20 protein-coding genes are annotated in these 17,471 nt (G+C 70.7%); 6 read left to right on the forward strand and 14 right to left on the reverse strand.

The window, feature by feature from the left end:
* The first annotated feature begins 169 nt into the window (after positions 1-169).
* Entirely contained in the window at positions 170-1,228 is a 1,059-nt protein-coding gene (locus ACZ54P_RS35270; protein WP_465465944.1) for an LLM class flavin-dependent oxidoreductase, read from the forward strand.
* Between the two features lie 24 nt (positions 1,229-1,252).
* Here ACZ54P_RS35270 and ACZ54P_RS35275 read toward each other — a convergent pair whose 3' ends face one another.
* Positions 1,253-2,845, reverse strand: a complete 1,593-nt coding sequence (locus tag ACZ54P_RS35275; protein WP_465466013.1) for a PucR family transcriptional regulator — start codon at positions 2,843-2,845, stop codon at positions 1,253-1,255.
* A 128-nt stretch (positions 2,846-2,973) separates the two neighbouring features.
* Here ACZ54P_RS35275 and pruA point away from each other — a divergent pair, with 128 nt between their 5' ends.
* Together pruA and ACZ54P_RS35285 are read left to right on the forward strand one after the other, a co-directional pair.
* Positions 2,974-4,611: an L-glutamate gamma-semialdehyde dehydrogenase gene (pruA, locus tag ACZ54P_RS35280; protein WP_465465945.1), complete on the forward strand. Its 1,638-nt coding sequence runs from the start codon at positions 2,974-2,976 to the stop codon at positions 4,609-4,611.
* Positions 4,612-4,629: 18 nt separating this feature from the next.
* A complete protein-coding gene (locus tag ACZ54P_RS35285) occupies positions 4,630-5,559 on the forward strand; it encodes a proline dehydrogenase family protein (protein WP_465465946.1) in 930 nt (309 codons plus the stop codon).
* 86 nt (positions 5,560-5,645) lie between these two features.
* On the opposite strand, the gene ACZ54P_RS35290 is transcribed toward ACZ54P_RS35285, so the two are convergent.
* Positions 5,646-6,002, reverse strand: a complete 357-nt coding sequence (locus ACZ54P_RS35290) for a thioredoxin family protein (RefSeq protein WP_465465947.1) — start codon at positions 6,000-6,002, stop codon at positions 5,646-5,648.
* 89 nt (positions 6,003-6,091) lie between these two features.
* Here ACZ54P_RS35290 and ACZ54P_RS35295 point away from each other — a divergent pair, with 89 nt between their 5' ends.
* The gene (locus ACZ54P_RS35295; protein WP_465465948.1) at positions 6,092-6,334 is read left to right on the forward strand and encodes a DUF2630 family protein; all 243 of its coding nucleotides are present in this window, start codon (positions 6,092-6,094) and stop codon (positions 6,332-6,334) included.
* Between the two features lie 137 nt (positions 6,335-6,471).
* Here ACZ54P_RS35295 and ACZ54P_RS35300 read toward each other — a convergent pair whose 3' ends face one another.
* The 10 genes from ACZ54P_RS35300 to ACZ54P_RS35345 all read right to left on the reverse strand — a co-directional run bounded on the left by ACZ54P_RS35300 (position 6,472) and on the right by ACZ54P_RS35345 (position 13,226).
* Positions 6,472-8,034 carry an alpha/beta hydrolase gene (locus ACZ54P_RS35300; protein WP_465465949.1) on the reverse strand — a complete coding sequence of 521 codons (1,563 nt, stop codon included), beginning with the start codon at positions 8,032-8,034 and terminating at the stop codon, positions 6,472-6,474.
* 72 nt (positions 8,035-8,106) lie between these two features.
* A complete protein-coding gene (locus ACZ54P_RS35305; protein ID WP_465465950.1) occupies positions 8,107-9,186 on the reverse strand; it encodes an ATP-dependent DNA ligase in 1,080 nt (359 codons plus the stop codon).
* Positions 9,187-9,214: 28 nt separating this feature from the next.
* Positions 9,215-9,802 carry an alkaline shock response membrane anchor protein AmaP gene (locus ACZ54P_RS35310; protein ID WP_465465951.1) on the reverse strand — a complete coding sequence of 196 codons (588 nt, stop codon included), beginning with the start codon at positions 9,800-9,802 and terminating at the stop codon, positions 9,215-9,217.
* Positions 9,799-10,335 (reverse strand): DUF6286 domain-containing protein, encoded by a 537-nt coding sequence (locus ACZ54P_RS35315; RefSeq protein ID WP_465465952.1) that lies wholly within the window; start codon positions 10,333-10,335, stop codon positions 9,799-9,801. Before ACZ54P_RS35315 ends, ACZ54P_RS35310 begins: the two co-directional genes overlap by 4 nt.
* Before the next feature lie 14 nt (positions 10,336-10,349).
* On the reverse strand, positions 10,350-10,706 hold the full coding sequence (locus ACZ54P_RS35320; protein ID WP_465465953.1) for an Asp23/Gls24 family envelope stress response protein: 357 nt from the start codon (positions 10,704-10,706) through the stop codon (positions 10,350-10,352).
* Complete coding sequence (locus ACZ54P_RS35325) at positions 10,703-10,879, reverse strand: hypothetical protein (RefSeq protein WP_005157087.1); 177 nt, start codon at positions 10,877-10,879, stop codon at positions 10,703-10,705. Before ACZ54P_RS35325 ends, ACZ54P_RS35320 begins: the two co-directional genes overlap by 4 nt.
* Positions 10,879-11,328 (reverse strand): Asp23/Gls24 family envelope stress response protein, encoded by a 450-nt coding sequence (locus tag ACZ54P_RS35330; RefSeq protein ID WP_125780378.1) that lies wholly within the window; start codon positions 11,326-11,328, stop codon positions 10,879-10,881. The genes ACZ54P_RS35325 and ACZ54P_RS35330 overlap by 1 nt, the downstream gene beginning before the upstream one ends.
* Positions 11,329-11,500: 172 nt before the next feature.
* Entirely contained in the window at positions 11,501-11,926 is a 426-nt protein-coding gene (locus tag ACZ54P_RS35335) for a hypothetical protein (RefSeq protein ID WP_465465954.1), read from the reverse strand.
* Positions 11,926-12,483 (reverse strand): RNA polymerase sigma factor, encoded by a 558-nt coding sequence (locus ACZ54P_RS35340; RefSeq protein WP_465465955.1) that lies wholly within the window; start codon positions 12,481-12,483, stop codon positions 11,926-11,928. The genes ACZ54P_RS35335 and ACZ54P_RS35340 overlap by 1 nt, the downstream gene beginning before the upstream one ends.
* Complete coding sequence (locus ACZ54P_RS35345; protein ID WP_465465956.1) at positions 12,480-13,226, reverse strand: pyrimidine reductase family protein; 747 nt, start codon at positions 13,224-13,226, stop codon at positions 12,480-12,482. Before ACZ54P_RS35345 ends, ACZ54P_RS35340 begins: the two co-directional genes overlap by 4 nt.
* Before the next feature lie 98 nt (positions 13,227-13,324).
* On the opposite strand from ACZ54P_RS35345, the gene zapE reads away from it, so the two are divergent.
* Positions 13,325-14,359 carry a cell division protein ZapE gene (gene zapE, locus ACZ54P_RS35350; RefSeq protein ID WP_465465957.1) on the forward strand — a complete coding sequence of 345 codons (1,035 nt, stop codon included), beginning with the start codon at positions 13,325-13,327 and terminating at the stop codon, positions 14,357-14,359.
* Here the strand turns inward: zapE and ACZ54P_RS35355 are convergent.
* Positions 14,313-14,921 carry a phosphatase PAP2 family protein gene (locus ACZ54P_RS35355; protein ID WP_465465958.1) on the reverse strand — a complete coding sequence of 203 codons (609 nt, stop codon included), beginning with the start codon at positions 14,919-14,921 and terminating at the stop codon, positions 14,313-14,315. The genes zapE and ACZ54P_RS35355 overlap by 47 nt on opposite strands.
* Positions 14,922-14,989: 68 nt before the next feature.
* Between ACZ54P_RS35355 and ACZ54P_RS35360 the strand changes: the two genes are divergently transcribed.
* A complete protein-coding gene (locus ACZ54P_RS35360; RefSeq protein ID WP_465465959.1) occupies positions 14,990-15,865 on the forward strand; it encodes an FAD-dependent oxidoreductase in 876 nt (291 codons plus the stop codon).
* A 221-nt stretch (positions 15,866-16,086) separates the two neighbouring features.
* Here the strand turns inward: ACZ54P_RS35360 and ACZ54P_RS35365 are convergent, their stop codons facing one another.
* Complete coding sequence (locus ACZ54P_RS35365) at positions 16,087-17,448, reverse strand: DUF2252 domain-containing protein (protein WP_465465960.1); 1,362 nt, start codon at positions 17,446-17,448, stop codon at positions 16,087-16,089.
* Between the last annotated feature and the right edge of the window lie 23 nt (positions 17,449-17,471).

Below are 17,471 nucleotides of genomic sequence, written 5' to 3' on the forward strand. Positions count from 1 at the left end.
GGTGGCCACAACCGACTGAGTGTGGGAGGGAGAAAACCGGGGGTGGGGGGGTGTTGGTAGGGGTGGTGGGGGGTGGCGATTCGGGTTAGAACCCGAATCGCCACCCACGACCACCTGTACCGAAGCCTCACCGGTCACGCAGCTCACGACCGGCGCCCCTGAGCTGGGAATGCCCGCCGGTCCTCGGTGCGTTGAGCCGAGAGTGATCACGCTTTCGGTATTGGACCGGTCCCCGACCCGTCGCGGCGGCGACGCGCCCCGCGCCCTTCGGGACACCGTCGCCTTCGCGCGCGAGATCGAAGCGCTGGGGTATCACCGGTTCTGGGTCTCCGAGCATCACAGCGTGCCCGGTGTCGCCGGTTCGGCGCCCACGGTGCTGGCGGCCGCGGTCGCTTCGGCGACCGAGCGGATCCGGGTCGGCACCGGTGGCGTGATGCTGCCGAACCACCGTCCCCTGGTGGTGGCGGAACAGTTCGGGGTGCTCGAATCGCTGTTCCCCGGCCGCATCGACATGGGGCTGGGCCGGTCGGTGGGCTTCACCGGCGGGGTCCGCCAGGCGCTCGGGCACGAGAAGGACGACGCCGACCGCTTCGGTGACCAGGTCCGGGAACTGCTGGGTTTCCTCGCGGGCGACCAGACGGCGTATCCGGGCGTGCACGCCGTTCCGGCGGAGGGCCTGCGCGTTCCCGCGTTCCTGCTGGCCACGGGCGCGGGGGCGCGGTTGGCCGCGGAACTGGGGTTGCCGCTGGTGATCGCGCCGGTGCGGGGTGAGGGGCCGCTGCTCGAAGCGATCGAGGGGTATCGCGCCGGCTTCCGGCCCTCCGCGCAGTCCTCGCGGCCGTATGTCGTGGTGTCCACGGCGATCGCGGTCGCCGAGACGGCCCAGCGGGCACGGCGGTTGCTGATCCCCGAAGCGTGGTCGACGGTCTACTCGCGGACGCACGGCGTCTTCCCGCCGCTGTCGCCGGCGGAGGAGATCCTCGCCGCGCCGCTGTCCGAACGCGATCGCGAGCGGCTCGACCGGGCGCTCGACGGTCAGATCGCCGGTACCCCGGACGAGGTGGGCGACCGGCTGGCCGACCTCGTCGCCAAGACCGGCGCCGACGAGATCCTCGCGACGACCAGCACCTTCGACCAGGCCGAGCGCCTGGATTCCTATCGCGCGCTCGCCGAGGTCGCCGACCATGCGTTTAGTCCTCTGAATGCGGTAGTTCAGGTCGCGAACTAGCGCGTTTAGAGGACGAAACGCGTTCTAGAGGCGCAGCAGAAGCTGGGCCAGGACGCGCTGCGCGGGGTCGGTCAGGTCGATCCCGGACACCTCGGCCGCGCGCCGCACCCGGTACCGGACGGTGTTCGGATGGATGTTCAGCTCGCGTGCCGCGCGCCGGACGTCGCCGAACGCGTCGAGGTAGGCGAGTACCGCGGGGACCAGGATGCCGCCGTGCTCGGCGTCGTGCGCGATGAGTTCCGTCAGCCTCGGGTCGCGGATTCTCGGTTGCTCGCCGAGGAAGGCGAGCACTTCCGACAGCAGGACCTCGGCACGGACGTCGGCCAGCGAGGCGACGTCCGCGGTCCCGTGGCCGCGGGCCATCGTCGCCAGCACGCGGTCCGCGTCGCCCCGCGAGGCCGCCGCGTCGGAGAGCCGGGGCACGACACCGCCCAGCGCGGCGCGCACGCGGACGTCGAGATGCCGTTGCGCGGTGCCGACGATTTCCTTGGCCAGCGCCAAGATCCGCGTCTCGGCGTGCTCGGGCAGATCGGGAAGGAGCGCGTAGACTCGGCCGCCGATCACGCTCACCAGCGCGCTCCGCCGGTACGCGGCGGTGTGCACGGTGATCAGGTGCACCAGTTCGGCGCGCCGCAGCTGCCGATCGCTCGCCGCCCGGTCGCGGGGGAGCGAGAAGGCCAGCACCATGGCCGGTTTCCCGGGATCCGCGCCGATGTCGTCGGCCACGGACTCGGCGTCGAGGCGGCCGTCGAGCAGCCCGGCCAGCAGGTCCTCACGCAGCCGGAGTTCCGGGCTGGGCAGCGTGCGATGCCGGATCAGCTGGGGTGCGAGCGCTCGGCTCGCGCCGAGCAGCGCGACCTCCGCGCTTTCGGTGAGCGGATGCGCCCCCTCCTGGACCCAGATCGTGCCCAGCGCCTGTGACCCGGCGTGGATGCCGGCCGCGATCCGCCGCCGGATGCCGAGATCGGGCCGCTCCTCGATGCGGACGATCCCTTCCCCGGCGCGAAGCCGCTGGTAGACACCCCATTCGCGCAGCATCGCGAGGTAGCGCTCCGGACCCTCGCGGCCGAGGATCGAGAGCCTGCGCAGCTCGTCCACCTCGTCGCCCGCGCGCGAGTAGGCCAGTACCCGGCTCGCGGTGTCCTCGATGCTGACCAGGCCGCCGGTCAGCGTCGCGATCGTCTGCGCGAGCGCGAACAGATCGCCCAGCACCTCGCCGCTGTCGGCCTCGCCACCCGCGCGGGCCGCGTCGACGACGCCTCTGGCCAGCGCCTCGACCTGCTCCCAGCGTGCCTCGTGGCCGACCTCGATCAGCGCGATCCCGGCGTCGGCCGCCACGTTCACCACCGCCGAGCCGTTCTTGACCGCCACGGCGGCCGCGCCGGAGCGGCTCGCCGCCCGGATCGCCCCCGCCGCCGACCGGCCACGCGCCCCGATCACCAGCACGAGGTCACCCGGATGGGCGTCCGGCGGGTCTTCCGGGTCGTGGATGACGACGTCCTCCACCGCGACGCCGAGGCCGCCCGGCGCCGCGAGCACCCTGACCAGCGGTTCTCCGAGCGTGGCCAGGATGTGCCGGAGCGAGGCGCCGGTGGTCGGTTGCGTAGTCGCTGTCATCACCGGTTAAGTCGATCGGACAAGACGGTCACCCTGATTCTAGCCAGTCGAACAAGCCGTTGCGGAGTCGTCCGGTCTACCGTTCGAGGAGAGACCTCTAACCGGCGAAGTGAAGTCAGGAGCAGTCAGTGGACGCCGTGACCCAGACCCCCGCCCCGAAGAACGAACCGGTGCTGAACTACGCACCGGGCAGCGCCGAGCGCGCTGAGCTCGAGGGCGCGCTCAAGTCGCTGGGCGGCGCCGACCCCATCGACATCACCGCCACCATCGGTGGTGAGCAGCGTAAGGGCGGCGGCGAGAAGATCGACGTCGTCCAGCCGCACAACCACCGCTCGGTGCTGGGCGTCATCCACAGCGCGACCGCGCAGGACACCCACGACGCGATCGCCGCCGCGAAGGCCGCCGCACCCGGGTGGCGCGCGCTGTCCTTCGACGACCGCGCCGCGGTCATCCTGCGTGCCGCCGATCTGCTGGCGGGCCCGTGGCGCGCCAAGCTGAACGCCGCCACCATGCTCGGCCAGTCGAAGACCGCCTTTCAGGCCGAGATCGACTCCGCCTGCGAGCTGATCGACTTCTGGCGCTTCAACGTCGCCTTCGGCCGTCAGATTCTCGCCGAGCAGCCGACCAGCTCGCCCGGGATCTGGAACCGCATGGAGCACCGCCCGCTCGAGGGCTTCGTGTACGCCATCACGCCGTTCAACTTCACCGCGATCTCCGGCAACCTGCCGACCGCGCCCGCGCTGATGGGCAACGTCGTGCTGTGGAAGCCTTCGCCGACGCAGAGCTACGCCGCGCACATGCTCATGCGGCTGCTCGAAGAGGCCGGGATGCCCCCGGGCGTCATCAACCTCCTTCCGGGTGACGGCAAGGCCGTCTCCGAGGTCGCCCTGACCCACCGTGACCTGGCCGGGATCCACTTCACCGGATCCACCGCGACCTTCCAGCACCTGTGGGGCACCGTCGGCGCCAACATCGGCGGCTACCGCACGTACCCGCGCCTGGTCGGCGAGACCGGCGGCAAGGACTTCGTGCTCGCGCACGCCTCCGCCGACGTCGACATCCTGCGCACCGCCCTGATCCGCGGCGCCTTCGAGTACCAGGGCCAGAAGTGTTCGGCCGCGTCCCGCGCCTACGTCCCGCGTTCGGTCTGGACGCGCCTGAAGGACGACCTGGTCTCCGAGACCGAGGCCATCACCTACGGCGACGTCAATGACTTCAGCAACTTCGGCGGTGCCGTGATCGACCGCCGCGCCTTCGACAAGCACGCCGCCGTGCTGGCCAGCGCCGCGGAAGACGCGGAGGTCGAGGTCATCGCCGGTGGCACCGCGGACGACAGCGTCGGCTACTTCGTTCGCCCGACGATCCTCGTCTCGGACAACCCGAACCACGAGATCTTCCGCACCGAGTACTTCGGCCCGATCCTCGCGATCCACGTCTACGACGACAGCACCGACGACGCGTTCGACACCGTGTTGAAGCTGGTCGACGAGACCGCCGACTACGCGCTCACCGGCGCGGTCATCGCCAACGACCGCACGGCCGTCGCGAAGGCGTCCGAGGCGCTGCGCTTCGCCGCCGGCAACTTCTACGTCAACGACAAGCCGACCGGCGCGGTCGTCGGCCAGCAGCCCTTCGGCGGCGGTCGCGCGTCCGGCACCAACGACAAGGCCGGTTCGGTGTTCAACCTGCTCCGCTGGACGAGCCCGCGCTCGATCAAGGAGACGTTCGTTCCGCCGACCAGCGTCCGCTACCCCCACCAGGGCTGAGATCTCCAGGAGTCCGTGATGTTGCGTGCCCCGCTGCTCGCCGCCGCCCGATCCCGGCGGATGCGGAAGCTGGTCGAGGTCGTCCCCGCCACCCGATCGGTGGTGAGCCGGTTCGTCGCCGGTGCCGGGACGTCCGACGCCGCCCGGGTGGTTCGCGAACTGGCCGATGACGGCCTTCGGGTGACCCTCGACCACCTCGGTGAGGACACCACCGATGCCGAACAGGCCGCGACGACCGTCCGCGCCTACGAAGAACTGCTGTCCGCGCTGGCGGCCGACGGCCTCGCGTTCGGTGCCGACGTCTCGGTGAAGCTGTCCGCGGTCGGCCAGTTCCTGCCCGCCGACGGCGAGAAGGTCGCGCTGGAGAACGCCCGCAAGATCTGCGCGGCGGCCGAAGCGGTTGGTGCCACGGTCACCCTCGACATGGAGGACCACACCACCACCGACTCGACGCTGGGCATCCTGCGGGAGCTGCGCGCCGAGTACCCGTGGGTGGGCGCGGTGCTGCAGGCCTACCTGCGGCGGACCGAACAGGACTGCCGCGACCTCGCCGGTGAAGGCTCCCGCGTCCGGCTGTGCAAGGGCGCGTACGCCGAACCCGAGGAGGTCGCGTTCCAGGACAAGTCCGAAGTGGACAAGTCCTACGTCCGCTGCTTGAAGGTCCTCATGCAGGGCAAGGGATATCCGATGGTCGCCTCGCACGACCCGCGGATGATCGCGATCGCCGAGAAGCTCGCCATGGACGCGGGCCGCCAGGCGGACGACCACGAATTCCAGATGCTGTACGGGATCCGTCCCGAGGAGCAGCGCCGGATCGCGGGCGAAGGCAAGACGATGCGCGTCTACGTCCCCTACGGCGACGAATGGTACGGCTATTTCATGCGCAGGCTGGCGGAACGCCCGGCGAACCTGGCGTTCTTCCTGCGCGGACTCGCCACCCGGGGCTGACCCGGCCCCCGGTGGCACTGTTCCGCTGAAAGACAAAGGCCCCTTTCCGGCGAAACCCGCCGGAAAGGGGCCCTTCTCCATGCTCGTCAGGCCTCTTGGGCCTCTTCCTTGAGCTTGTCCAGGTCGATGTCGCGTGCCTGCTGGATCAGGTCTTCGAGCGTCTTCTCCGGCAGCGCGCCGGGCTGCGAGTAGATGACCGTCTTGTCGCGGATCACCGCGAGGGTGGGGATCGAGCGCACGTCGAAGGCGGCGGCCAGCTGCTGCTCGGCTTCGGTGTCGACGCTGGCGAAGACGATGTCGTCGTGGTTGCCCGACACCTTCTCGTAGGTCGGCGCGAACTGGCGGCACGGCATGCACCAGCCCGCCCAGAAGTCGATGATCACGAAGTCGTTCTCGGACACGACCTGATCGAAGTTGGCGGCGGTCAGCTCCACTGTGCTCATGCCGGGCGTAACGAAACAGGCGTGGCGCACATTCCCGTGGTTGCGCGTAGCGTCTCGGATGGAGCAACCAGGTATCGCAGGAGGCGCAGATGGCCGACGGTGACATCCTCAACCGCATCGACGAGCTGGTCAGCGAGGAGCACGAACTCCGCGGGCGGGCGATCGGGACCGGGCTGAGCTCGGAGGACCGGGCCCGGCTCGCCGACGTCGAGCAGCAGCTGGACCAGTGCTGGGACCTGCTGCGGCAGCGGCGGGCGCGCGTCGAGTTCGACGAAGACCCGGATCAGGCCGCGGCGCGGCCGGTCTCCGAGGTGGAGTCCTACCGGCAGTAGCGGAGTTTCGCGCCGCCGGACACGTCACGCGCGCGCTATGAAAGGTCCTTTCCTTGCAAAATTTGCAAGGAAAGGACCTTTCATAGCGCGCGTAAGGACTGGGAACGTCGCGCTCCGTGGGGGCGAACCGGAGTGGTTCAGGCCGGGCAGAGCGTTCCGTCGACGGGGATCTTCCCGTCGATCAGGAAGGCACGCGTCGCATCGGTGACGCAGGGCGACAGCGGCAGTGCCCCGTGTCCGGCGCCCTGCCAGGTGATGGTCACCGCGCTCGGCATCTGGTCGGCGGCCCGGCCGGTGCCCTGCTCCGGGGTGACCGGGTCGGTCGCGGTGCCCGCCACGAGGATCGGCGGAGCGCCGGGTCCGCCGGCGGGCGGGAGCGGTTCGCGGCGGACGGGCCACGGGCTGCACCACGCCAGCTGCTGCGCGGCGAAGACGCCGAACTGCGGGTATTTGTCGCGCAGGGTCGTGGTCACGCGGGTGAGTTCTTCGGCCGAGAGCCGGGTCGCGCTGTCGTTGCATTTGGTCGCGAGCGTGCCGTCCAGCCGGGACGGCCGGGTCCGGGTGTCCTTCAGTACCGGTTCGGCGAACGCGGCCAGCGGAGTGATGTCGCCGGTCTGCGCGGTCTTGAGCGCCTCGGCGAGTTCCACCCAGCGCGAGCGCTGGGCGAGTCCGGCGTAGATGGCGTAGATCGCGATGCCGGGGGTGATCTCCACGCCGTCGGTGGTCGTCGCGGGAGCGCCGCGGAGCCGGTCCGCGACGGCGGTCACGGCTGAGCGGGCGTCGCCGATCGGGCAGCCCCTGGCGATGCAGTCGGCGCCGAAAGCGTCGAGGGTGGCCTGCGCGCTCGCGGCGACGGACTCCTGGACGGCGGCCGCGTCCGCGGCCGGGTCGGGCAGCCCGTCGAGCATGACGCGGCCGACCTGAGCCGGGAACCGCACGGCGTACTCGGCGAGGACCTTCGACCCGTCACCGCGTCCCAGCGCGTGCAGTTTGTCCAGCCCCAGCTGTTCCCGCAGTTCTTCGAGGTCGCCTGCCGCCCGCCAACTGTCCATCGCGACCTGCGAGTCGTCCATTTCGATCGCGCACTGCTGGCCCGCCTTGCGCGCCGCGTCGACCACCGGTTCGAGGTCACCGGCGATCGGATCGGCGCCGAGGAGGTCGGAGCGGATCTCTCCCGGGACGCACTTCACCGGCGTGGACGCGCCCGTCCCGCGCCGGTCGACGCCGATCAGGGAGAACTTCTGCAGGTACTCGGGTGGCAGCGTCGCGGCCAGCCGCGCGGCGTAGAGCGAGCCGGGTTCTCCGTCGACGTCGTTGACCACGACCAGCGGGATGGGCCCGTCCCCGGTCTTGACCACCGACAGCCGCGAGAGCCCGCGCCCCGGCAGGTCCGGCGCGTCGAGCGTGGTGGGCACCCTGGCGCAGGAGAACTTCAGCGTGTCCGGCACGGACGGCTGGCCCAGCCGCTGCCGGGTCGCCTCGTCACAGTCGTCCCATTTGATCGACGGCGACCGCGGTTCGGACAGCGGCGGCAGCGGCACCTGCTGCGGCGCCGTCGAGGAGCCGGGAGTGGTCTTGCCGTCGTTGTCGATCACGGCCGGGCGCACCGACGGCCCGGCCGTGCAGCCCGCGAGCACGGCCGCGACGGCCGTCATGAGGATCAGCCGTGGCCTGCGGCGGACGGTGCTGGCGGGGCGCACGGGCTGGTCCTCACTTTCCGGGCATGACAAAAGCTCGTAGGTGAGCTTCGCAGGTGGTGTGTCAGGCGCCGGTTAACGGGTGCGTTTGACCTCGCCGCGGAACACCGCGTCCAGGTCGTACCGGGCGACCTCGTCGAGCTGGGCGTAGGTGCAGGACCCGGGTTCGCGGTCGGGGCGCCAGCGTTTGAACTGCGCGGTGTGGCGGAACCGCGACGGGTAGCCGCCTTCCGTGTGCTCGTAGCCGACCTCGACCACCTTTTCCAGCCTCAGCGGCACCCAGGGAGCCTCCTTGGCCTTCCACCGGGTGACGCCGCCGGGGATCCGCTGCTTCTCCCGGACGTTGTCACCCAGCCAGGGGTGCTCGGCCCCGTCGGTGATGAGCGGCGCCAGTTCCTCGGCCAGTTCACGCCGCCGGGTGACCGGGAACGACCCGACGACGCCGGGGTGGTGCAGCACGCCGTCCTCGTCGTACAGCCCGAGCAGGAACGAGCCGACCATCTCGCCCGGTTCGCCGTCGACGTGCCAGCGCAGTCCCGCCAGCACGCAGTCGGCGGTACGCGAGTGCTTGTACTTCAGCAGCACCCGTTTGCCGGGGCTGTACGGCTCGTCGAGCGGTTTGCCGATGACGCCGTCGAGGCCCGCGCCTTCGAACAGCTCGAACCAGTGCCGCGCGATCGCCGGATCCGACGTCGCCGGGGTCAGGTGGACGCCGTCCGAGGCCAGTTTCTCCAGTCGTTCCCGCCGTTTCGACGTCGGATCGTCCAGATAGGACTCGTCGCCGAGCGCCAGCAGGTCGAACGCGACGAACTCCGCCGGCGTCTGGTCCGCCAGCAGCTTGATCCGGCTCTCGGCGGGATGGATCCGGTCGGTGAGCGCGTCGAAGTCCAGCTTCCCGTCCCGGCCGACCACCAGCTCGCCGTCGAGCACGATCCGTTCCGGCAGTGTCGCTTTCAGTCGCTCGACGACCTCGGGGAAGTACCGGTTGAGCGGCTTCTCCGACCGCGACTGCAGGGTCAGCTCGTCGCCGTCGCGGAACACCAGGCAGCGGTAGCCGTCCCACTTCGGCTCGAACAGCAGACCGCCGGAATCGGGGATGGCCTTCGCCGGTTTGGCGAGCATCGGTTTGAGCGGCGGCGTCAAGGGCAGCGACATGACGGCCATTCTTGCCGCATCGACGTGGTCAGCGCACCCGTTGCGGTGTTCCCGTGTCGAGTTCGAACCGGACGGCGGTGGGCAGCACGCCGACCCCGAGCGATTCCCGCGCGCGGGCCAGCACGGTGCGGTCGAGCTCCTCCCAGACCCGTTTCAGGTCGGTGCCCTCGTTCAGCCAGAGCGTGATCCGCAGCGCCGGGTTCTCGCTGTCGCCGACCGCGCGGACCCGGGCCCGCGCGACGCCGTCGACCGTTTCGGCGTCGGCGCGGACGGCTTCGGAGATGGCGGAGGAGATCACCACGAGGTCGTCGTCGAGTTCGAGGTCCGGACGGCCTTCCGAGCGCAGTGACCGGAAGAACCACCACAGTCCCAGCCACAGCAGGAGCACCCCGAGCACGATGGCGCCGATCCGGGAGGCGAGCGCGTGTCCCGACAGCCAGTCGAGCGCGATCGGATCCACGAGCGGACGGCGGGCGCGATACGTGCCGAGCCACCCCGCGCCGACCGCGATCACCGCCGCGCCGCCGAGCAGCGCGAGGAGTCCGATGAGGACGGTCAGGGTCCGTTCCGTGCCGGTGGACCGGCCGAGTGCCTTGGCGGAGACCGAACGGCTCATCGGCGGTCCTTCGGGGAGTCGACGACGACGGACACCTTCGGCCGCCGCACCAGTGGGACTTCGTCGAGCAGACCGGAAACCGTTTCCAACAGGCGCGGCCGCAGCTCGCCCTCGGTCTCCAGCCTGCTGGTCGCGCGGACGCGGATCTTCTTGGCGGTGGCGGTGACCTTCGCGCCGGCGACGTTGTCCTGCGCGCGCACGGTCAGCCCCACCAGCCTCGCGAGTGAACGCGGCGAGGTGGTCACGCTGACCTCGTTCGCCGGATCGGTCAGCCGGATGGCCCGCCGCCCGGCCGAAGCCGCCGCGATGATCAGCAGGAGCCCCACCACCGCGACGACGATCGCGGTGAGGCGCACCGGGGAACTGCCCCAGGACAGTTCCGCGAGCCGGTCGCGCCAGTCGTCCCACGGTACGAACAGCGGTCCCCGCCCCGGCCGCCACCAGCCCCAGCCGACCTCCAACGCCAGCAGGACCCCGGCGGCGGCCAGCGCCAGCCCGATCAGGGCGGACAGCAGCCGGACGAACAAACGCATGCCTTTGGCTCCTTCTAGCGGACGCGGGGCGCGATGTCGGGCAGGAGCGCGGAGACCGTCACGGAGATGTCGCGGACCCGGTACGAGGTGATCCGCTCGACCTCCTCGGAGACCCGGGCGCGCAGATCGCCGACGACGCGCCGCACCGGCGCCGGGTAGTTCAGCGCCACGTCGAGGACGAGATCGACGTCGTTGCCCTCACCGCCGACCTTGGCGCTCGCACCGTGCGTGCCCAGCCCGAGTCCGGCGATCCGCCGTTCCGCCCGCGTGGTCCCGTCGACCTGGTCCGCGGCGTGCTGCGCGATCTTGCGGACCACGGCGGGCGCGATGGTGAGGGTGCCGCGATCCTCGGGTTCGGCCGGGACGGTCATTTGTCGCGGCCCCGGCCGAAGAGATCGCCGAGGTCGAGTTCGCCGTCGAGGACGCGGCCGAGGACGAGGCCGATGACGCCGACGGCCAGTGTCACCAGGAACGCGGTGAAGCCCTGTGTCGCGGCGAGGCCGAGGATGAGCCCGGCGAGCAGGCCGGTCTGGGTGCCGTTCATCATTCGACCCGCGAGGTCTCGGTCTCGCCGCCGTTCTCGTCGGGCAGATGGATGTCGTTGACCGCGATGTTGACCTCGATCACCTCGAGGCCGGTGATCTGCTCGACCTGGCCGATCACGTTGCGGCGCACCGCCCGCGCCACGTCCACGATGCGCGCGCCGTACTCGACGACGACGTCGAGGTCGATCGCCGCCTGCTTCTCGCCGACCTCGACCGAGACACCGGAGGTGGTGACCGTGCCGGAGCCGGGGATGCGTTCGCGGATCGCGCCGAAGGCCCGCGAAACCCCGCCGCCCAGCGCGTGGATCCCGGTGACCTCGCGGGTGGCGAGTCCGGCCACCTTCTGGACCACCACCGACGAGATGGTGGTCTTGCCGGCGGCTCCTTCCTCGTTGAGGGACGACCCCGTGACCAGGGTGTCGGGCTTGCTCGCGCTCGGCTGCGCCATGGAAGTTCGCTCCTTCTCGCACCTGCGCCGTGCGACCTGCGCGCGCGGCGTTCCCTACGCTCTCACCGACCAGGACACGCGCGCATGCCGAGTCGTCCCGCGGTGTCACCCGGATGGGGTAATCAGAACCAGGGTTCGTCCGTCCGCGCCAGTACTCGCCGGAAGGTACGGCTCAGTCGGGATGCACGTCGACGACGTGGATGTTGACCGTGGGCGGAGCCGAGCCGAGCTGGCCGGTCAGCGCGTCGGTGACCCGGTGACGCAACAGATCCGCGGCCGCCGCTTCGACGCCGAACCGGACTGTCACCAGTACCTGGAGCACGTCGTCTTCGAGCGCGACGGCCGAGACGTGCACCCCGCCGAGGTCACGCCCGATCTCCGCGGCGAGTTTCCTGGTCAGCAGCACCAGTGCCCGCTCCGACACCTGGGTCTTCCCGCCCGCGGACGGCAGGTCGAGCGGCGGGGTGGTCCGGCCGCCGCGGACGCCGCCGACCGAGCGGAGCACCCGTTCGACGAGTCCTGGCGGCGTCGGCACCGGACGGCTCGCGACGGCGCGCACCTGCTCCCACCGGGGGTCGTCGCGCGGATCCTCGCTCATCACCGTTCCCCGGATCGGAAGTTGTCGCCGAGTTTCGCCAGCAGCGCCACCCTGGCGCGGTGCAAACGGGCGCGCAAGGCGGGCACGCCGACCTCGAGGACCTCGGCGACCTCCTCGTAGGTCAACCCCTCGAATTCTCGCAGAATCAGCGGGATCCGCTGACCGACGTCGAGTTCGGCGATCGCGCGCAGCACCGCGCCGACCTGTTCGACGCTCACCACATGACCCTCCGGGCCTGGTACGACACCCGCGTCGCCCTCGTCGAGCGGCACGGTCGGTTTCCGGCGCCGGACCTGGCCGAGCGCGCCGTTCGTGGTCACCCGGTAGAGCCAGGTGGACACCGCGGATTCGTGCCGGAAGCCGGGCAGCGCGCGCCACGCGGAAAGCCAGGCTTCCTGGACGACGTCTTCGGCCTCCGCCGAGCTGCCGGTGATCCGCAGCGCCACCCGGTACATCCTGGCCGTGTGCCGCCGCACCAAGGTGTCGAAGGCACCGTGGTCCCCGGCGGCGGCCCTGGCCGCCAGTTCCTTGTCCGGAACCGGCGCGGGCTCGCTCACCCGCCCTCCCGGCGGCGGTAACGCAGCATGGTGAAACCGTCCTCGAACAGCACCGACGCGAGGTCCATCCGGCGTGGTTCCGGGCTGGGCCCGCCGGCGGAGATCCGGCGCGCGCCCCCGCCCGTCAGCAGCGGAGCGACGGTGAGACACAACTGGTCGACGAGATCGGCCGCGATCAGATCGCCGAACAGCGCAGGCCCGCCTTCGCAGTCGACGCGGTGCAGCCCGCGTTCCCCGAGGAGTTCGAGCGCCCGGTGGAGGTCGACGTCCTCGACTCCCGCGACGAGCACCTCGGCCCCCGCCCGCTCCAGCGCGGCGCGCGGCGCCTTCTCGGTGGTGAGGACGATCGGCGGCACCTTCGTGTCGGTGAACAACGGGCCCTCGGGGTCGAGTTCACCGGAACGGGTCACCACCGCGATCGGCGGGACTTCGGACAGCCCGAGCGAAACCCGGCGGGCGGCCCGTTCGGCGTTGATCCGCGCGCCGCGGTAACCCTCGGCGCGCACCGTGCCCGCGCCGACCAGGATCACGTCGGAAAGCAGCCTCCCCAGCAGGAAGACGCGCTTGTCGGCGGGGTGCGAAAGCCCTTCGGACAGCTCGTCGACCGCGGCCGCGCCGTCGGCGGAGCTGACGAAGTTGACCTGGACCCAGGGACAGGTCAGGTTCTCGGGATACCCGTAGAGCCGCTCCAGGTCGGCGTCGGAGACGGGTCCCGCCGGTGTCGTTGGCCACAAAAGCTGCACACGGCTATCCCAACACGCGTTCCACGGCACCGCTGAGCGGGGGATACGCCCGTTCAGGGAGGGTGAACGGCCGCCGCCGGTGCCGTTACTCTCGGCGCATGCCCGCCCGTCTGATCGATCGCCGTCCGGAGCTGTCCGCCGACGAGCTGATCACCGCGCTCGTCCCCCCGCCGCGGTTCGACGCGGTCCGGTTCTCCACCTACGTGCCCAATCCGGACGAGCCGAGCCAGGCCGAGGCCGTCGTCACCTGTGGCGCGTTCGCGAAGCGCGTGGCGGAGGCCTCGAAGCGGAAGCCGAAGTCGAAGCTGCGCGCGTTGTTCGGCGGCGGGGACGAGGAGCCGTCCGGGCCGAGGGGGCTCTACCTCGACGGCGGCTTCGGTGTCGGCAAGACTCACCTGCTCGCCTCGACGTGGCACGAGACTCCGTCACCAAAAGCGTACGGGACCTTCGTGGAGCTGACTCACCTCGTCGGCGCCCTGGGGTTCGCCGAGGCGGTGCGACGGCTGTCCGAACACCGGTTCCTGGCGATCGACGAGTTCGAACTCGACGACCCGGGCGACACCATGCTCGTCACGCGGCTCTTGCAGGAGCTGATCTCGGCCGGCGTCTTCGTGGCGGCGACCTCGAACACGCTGCCGGACAAACTCGGCGAGGGCCGGTTCGCCGCGGCGGACTTCCTGCGCGAGATCCAGTCGCTGTCCGCCCGGTTCGGCGTCTGCCGGGTCGACGGCCCGGACTACCGCCATCGCGGACTGCCGGACGCGCCGCCGCCCGCGACCCCGGAGGAACTGGAGTCGTCCGCCGCCGCCCATCCCGAGTCCACTGTGGATGATTTCGACGCGCTGTGCGAACACCTCGCCGGGTTGCATCCTTCGCGGTACGGCAGGCTTCTCGACGGCGTGACCCGCGTGCACCTGCGCGGCATCCACCCGGTTCCCGACCAGAACGTCGGATTGCGGCTGGTCGCCTTCGCCGACCGGCTCTACGACCGCGCGATCCCGCTGGTCGTCTCGGGTGAACCGGTGCCGGACCTGTTCACCGAGGAGATGGTGAACGGCGGGTACCGCAAGAAGTACCTGCGCGCCGTCAGCCGTCTGACGGCACTGGCGCGCGACGCCGTGCAGCCCAGGTGAGCAGCACCCACGTCGCGCAGACGGTCGCGATGGCGAACAGCGTGCCGCCCACGACGTCGGTCAGGTAGTGGTAGCCGAGGCCGATCATGCCGATCGTGACCCCGCCGAGCACCACCGCGCCCATCATCGAGATGACGGCCGTCGCGACCCCTGGCCGGGCGAGCAGCACGAGCGCGGTCAGCACCGCGACCAGCGCGACGGTGTGCCCGCTGGGATAGGCGAGATAGGTGTTCTTCCACCGGTCGAAGAGCGGTTTGAGCACCCAGGTGTTGGCGGCGATGGCGACGAGGGGGCCCACGATGATCAGCGCCGCTTCGGGCTTGCGCCGTCCGAACAAACACAGGACGGCGGCGAGGAGCGCGACCGGGAGCAGGACGTAGGCCTCGGTCGGCAGCACGAGTAGCCGCAGAAGGCCGGTGTCGGCGCCGAAGGTGCGCTCCACCCACTTGACGGCGAGGTCGTCCGGACCGGAAAGGCCTTCGCCGGACACCAGGAAGCCGAGTACGGCCATGATCGCGGCGCAAGTCACCGCGATGAGCCCGTACGGCGCTCTTCCGCTCATCCGGCGAGATTACGTGACGGGCGATCAGTCACCATGCAGGGACGGCTCGCGAGACGAAGGGGGTTTCGATGCGGATCAGTGTGGTCGGCGGCGGCGTGATCGGGCTGAGCTGCGCGCACCGGCTGGCCGGGGCCGGGCACGACGTCACGGTGATCACCGACGCCGGACCGGGGGAGACGACGTCGGCGGTCGCCGGTGGTGTGCTTTTTCCGCCGCTGGCGGCGAACTCCGGCCGGGTCGATCGCTGGACCGTGGGGAGCGTGCGGGAATACCGCTCGCTCGGCGCCCCCGGTGTCCGCGCGATCCGGGGGACCTATTTCGTCCCGCGCGAGGCGCCGGTGCCGTCGTGGGCGTACTCCATGCCGGACCTCGACCACGAACCCGGACGGCTCACCTTCACGACCGCGGTGATCGACACCCCGGTGTACCTGGCCTGGCTCGCCGGACAGGTCGCCGCGCTGGGCGCGCGCACCGAATACCGCACCGTCTCGCGGCTCGACGACCTCGACGCGGACCTGGTGGTGAACGCGGCCGGGCTCGGCGGCGGGCGGCTGGCGGGGGACAGCACTGTGGTGCCGGTCGGCGGCCACGTCGTCCACCTCGCCGATCCGGGGTTGACCGAGTGGATCGTCGACAGCTCCTCTCCGGTGCTTCGGCACGTGATCCCGCACGGACGGCACGTCGTCTGCGGCGGCACGCAGGAACCCGGACGCGCCGACGTCACGCCGGATCCCGGGGTCACCGCGGACATCGTGCGGCGGTGCCGGGAACTCGTGCCCGAACTGGCGGACGCGCCGGTGCTGGGCGCGAAGGTGGGTTTGCGGCCGTTCCGGCCCGAGGTCCGGCTGGACCGCGAAGGCGACGTCATCCACTGCTACGGGCACGGGGGCGCCGGGATCACGCTGGCTTGGGGCTGCGCCGACGACGTCTTGGGCCTGGTGTGACCCGCATTGAGAGGACTAAACGCGCGGGGTGGTCGTGAGTGGCGATTCGGGTTAGAACCCGAATCGCCACTCACGACCACCCCGACCGACCACGGACCACGGACTGGGATGGGTGTCATGTCAGCGGGGTAGTGAGGGGCTCCTTCACTACCCTCAGGGTAGGAAAGGAGGCCTTCACGGCGAGGTGAGCTGGTGCGGGGAGATCACTGCGAACGCGGGACTCAGAGGGCGGCGAAGGCGGCGAAGTCCGCTTCGGTCTGATCCGCGTACCGCACCGCGTAAGCCCCGATCGCCTCGTCGAGGTCGTCGTCGTCCTCGAAGTACCCCGCCAGCAGTTGCGGATGCAGTGACCGCGCGTGCGCCCGGGCCAGCAACGCGCCCGCCAGCCGGCCGTAGTCGTCGAGGTGGTCCTTCTTCAACTCCGCGGGATCGATGTCGCCCTTGAGGTTACGGAACTGCCGCACGATGTACGGCACGCCGTCGATGGTCGTCCAGCCGAGCAGGATGTCGGTTTCGGCCTGCACGAGCCGCGCTCCCTCGACGATCCGGCGGCCCTCGTGGTCCGGTGAAGTCAGCCCGAGATAGGGCGACAGCGCCGACGGCTTGGCCTGTTTCACTTGCAGCACAAGGTCTTCACCGGAGTTTCCGTGCAGCAGCGCGACGTAGCTCCGCAACCCGACGCTACCGGTGCCGACCACCCGGAAGGCCACATCGGACACCCGATACCGCGAGATCAGCGTCCGCCGCGACTCACGCACGGTGTCCACATAGGACACCAATCCGGTGATCACGGCCTCCGCCGTCGCGTCGTCGACGTGCGTGAGGACCGGCGGGTCTTCGACGAACCGGTGCCGTTCGAGGCCGGTCCGGTGGTCGTCGATGCGCCGGGTCCACTTCGCGGTGACCTTCGCGCTGGTGTTCTTCCGTGCCTTCTCGGCCGCTTCTTCGAAGTCGTCGATCAGGTCGTGCGCCTTGACCGTGCTCAGCACCGACGCGTCCGGCAGCGCGTTCCACGATCGCAGGAACGGCAGTTCCGCGAGCCCTCGGATGGTGCGCCGGTAGGATTTCACCGCGTCCTCGGCGGCTTCGCGGCAGCCCGACTCGCCGATGCCGCCCTCGCGCCCGGCCAGCACGAGACTCGCGGCGAGCCGCTTGAGGTCCCATTCCCACGGGCCGGGCACGGACTCGTCGAAATCGTTGATGTCCATCACGATCTGGCCCTCGGGCGTGCCGTAGAGCCCGAAGTTCGCCGCGTGCGCGTCCCCGCAGAGCTGCGCCGTCAGTCCGGACGTGGGCGTTCCCGCCAGATCCGCGGCCATCAGCCCGGCCGCTCCCCGGTAGAAGGTGAACGGCGACGCGAGCATGCGCTCGCGCCGCAGTTCCACCAGTTCCGGCAGACGGCCTTCATTGCTCCGCGCGAAGAACTCCGCCACGTCGGGCCGGTCGGCGCTCGCCGCGGCGTGGTCGTGCGCGGACGTCGGCGCCTTGTCCCGCAGCGCCTTACCCCTCGCGAACCAGTCCTCCGGCGACACCGTCTCGGTGCCGACCAGCGGCCGCTCCACCCACTCCCGCTCGTCTCCCATGGACAGGCAACGTACAGCCCGTC

Source organism: Amycolatopsis sp. NPDC034160 (assembly GCF_055575355.1).

What these genes read in the sequence shown, in the direction of transcription:
- ACZ54P_RS35270 (WP_465465944.1), top strand. Translation starts at nt 170, where the DNA reads ATGCCCGCCGGTCCTCGGTGCGTTGAGCCGAGAGTGATCACGCTTTCG.
- ACZ54P_RS35275 (WP_465466013.1), bottom strand. Translation starts at nt 2,845, where the DNA reads ATGACAGCGACTACGCAACCGACCACCGGCGCCTCGCTCCGGCACATC.
- ACZ54P_RS35285 (WP_465465946.1), top strand. Translation starts at nt 4,630, where the DNA reads ATGTTGCGTGCCCCGCTGCTCGCCGCCGCCCGATCCCGGCGGATGCGG.
- ACZ54P_RS35290 (WP_465465947.1), bottom strand. Translation starts at nt 6,002, where the DNA reads ATGAGCACAGTGGAGCTGACCGCCGCCAACTTCGATCAGGTCGTGTCC.
- ACZ54P_RS35295 (WP_465465948.1), top strand. Translation starts at nt 6,092, where the DNA reads ATGGCCGACGGTGACATCCTCAACCGCATCGACGAGCTGGTCAGCGAG.
- ACZ54P_RS35305 (WP_465465950.1), bottom strand. Translation starts at nt 9,186, where the DNA reads ATGTCGCTGCCCTTGACGCCGCCGCTCAAACCGATGCTCGCCAAACCG.
- ACZ54P_RS35310 (WP_465465951.1), bottom strand. Translation starts at nt 9,802, where the DNA reads ATGAGCCGTTCGGTCTCCGCCAAGGCACTCGGCCGGTCCACCGGCACG.
- ACZ54P_RS35315 (WP_465465952.1), bottom strand. Translation starts at nt 10,335, where the DNA reads ATGCGTTTGTTCGTCCGGCTGCTGTCCGCCCTGATCGGGCTGGCGCTG.
- ACZ54P_RS35320 (WP_465465953.1), bottom strand. Translation starts at nt 10,706, where the DNA reads ATGACCGTCCCGGCCGAACCCGAGGATCGCGGCACCCTCACCATCGCG.
- ACZ54P_RS35325 (WP_005157087.1), bottom strand. Translation starts at nt 10,879, where the DNA reads ATGAACGGCACCCAGACCGGCCTGCTCGCCGGGCTCATCCTCGGCCTC.
- ACZ54P_RS35330 (WP_125780378.1), bottom strand. Translation starts at nt 11,328, where the DNA reads ATGGCGCAGCCGAGCGCGAGCAAGCCCGACACCCTGGTCACGGGGTCG.
- ACZ54P_RS35335 (WP_465465954.1), bottom strand. Translation starts at nt 11,926, where the DNA reads ATGAGCGAGGATCCGCGCGACGACCCCCGGTGGGAGCAGGTGCGCGCC.
- zapE (WP_465465957.1), top strand. Translation starts at nt 13,325, where the DNA reads ATGCCCGCCCGTCTGATCGATCGCCGTCCGGAGCTGTCCGCCGACGAG.
- ACZ54P_RS35355 (WP_465465958.1), bottom strand. Translation starts at nt 14,921, where the DNA reads ATGAGCGGAAGAGCGCCGTACGGGCTCATCGCGGTGACTTGCGCCGCG.
- ACZ54P_RS35360 (WP_465465959.1), top strand. Translation starts at nt 14,990, where the DNA reads ATGCGGATCAGTGTGGTCGGCGGCGGCGTGATCGGGCTGAGCTGCGCG.
- ACZ54P_RS35365 (WP_465465960.1), bottom strand. Translation starts at nt 17,448, where the DNA reads ATGGGAGACGAGCGGGAGTGGGTGGAGCGGCCGCTGGTCGGCACCGAG.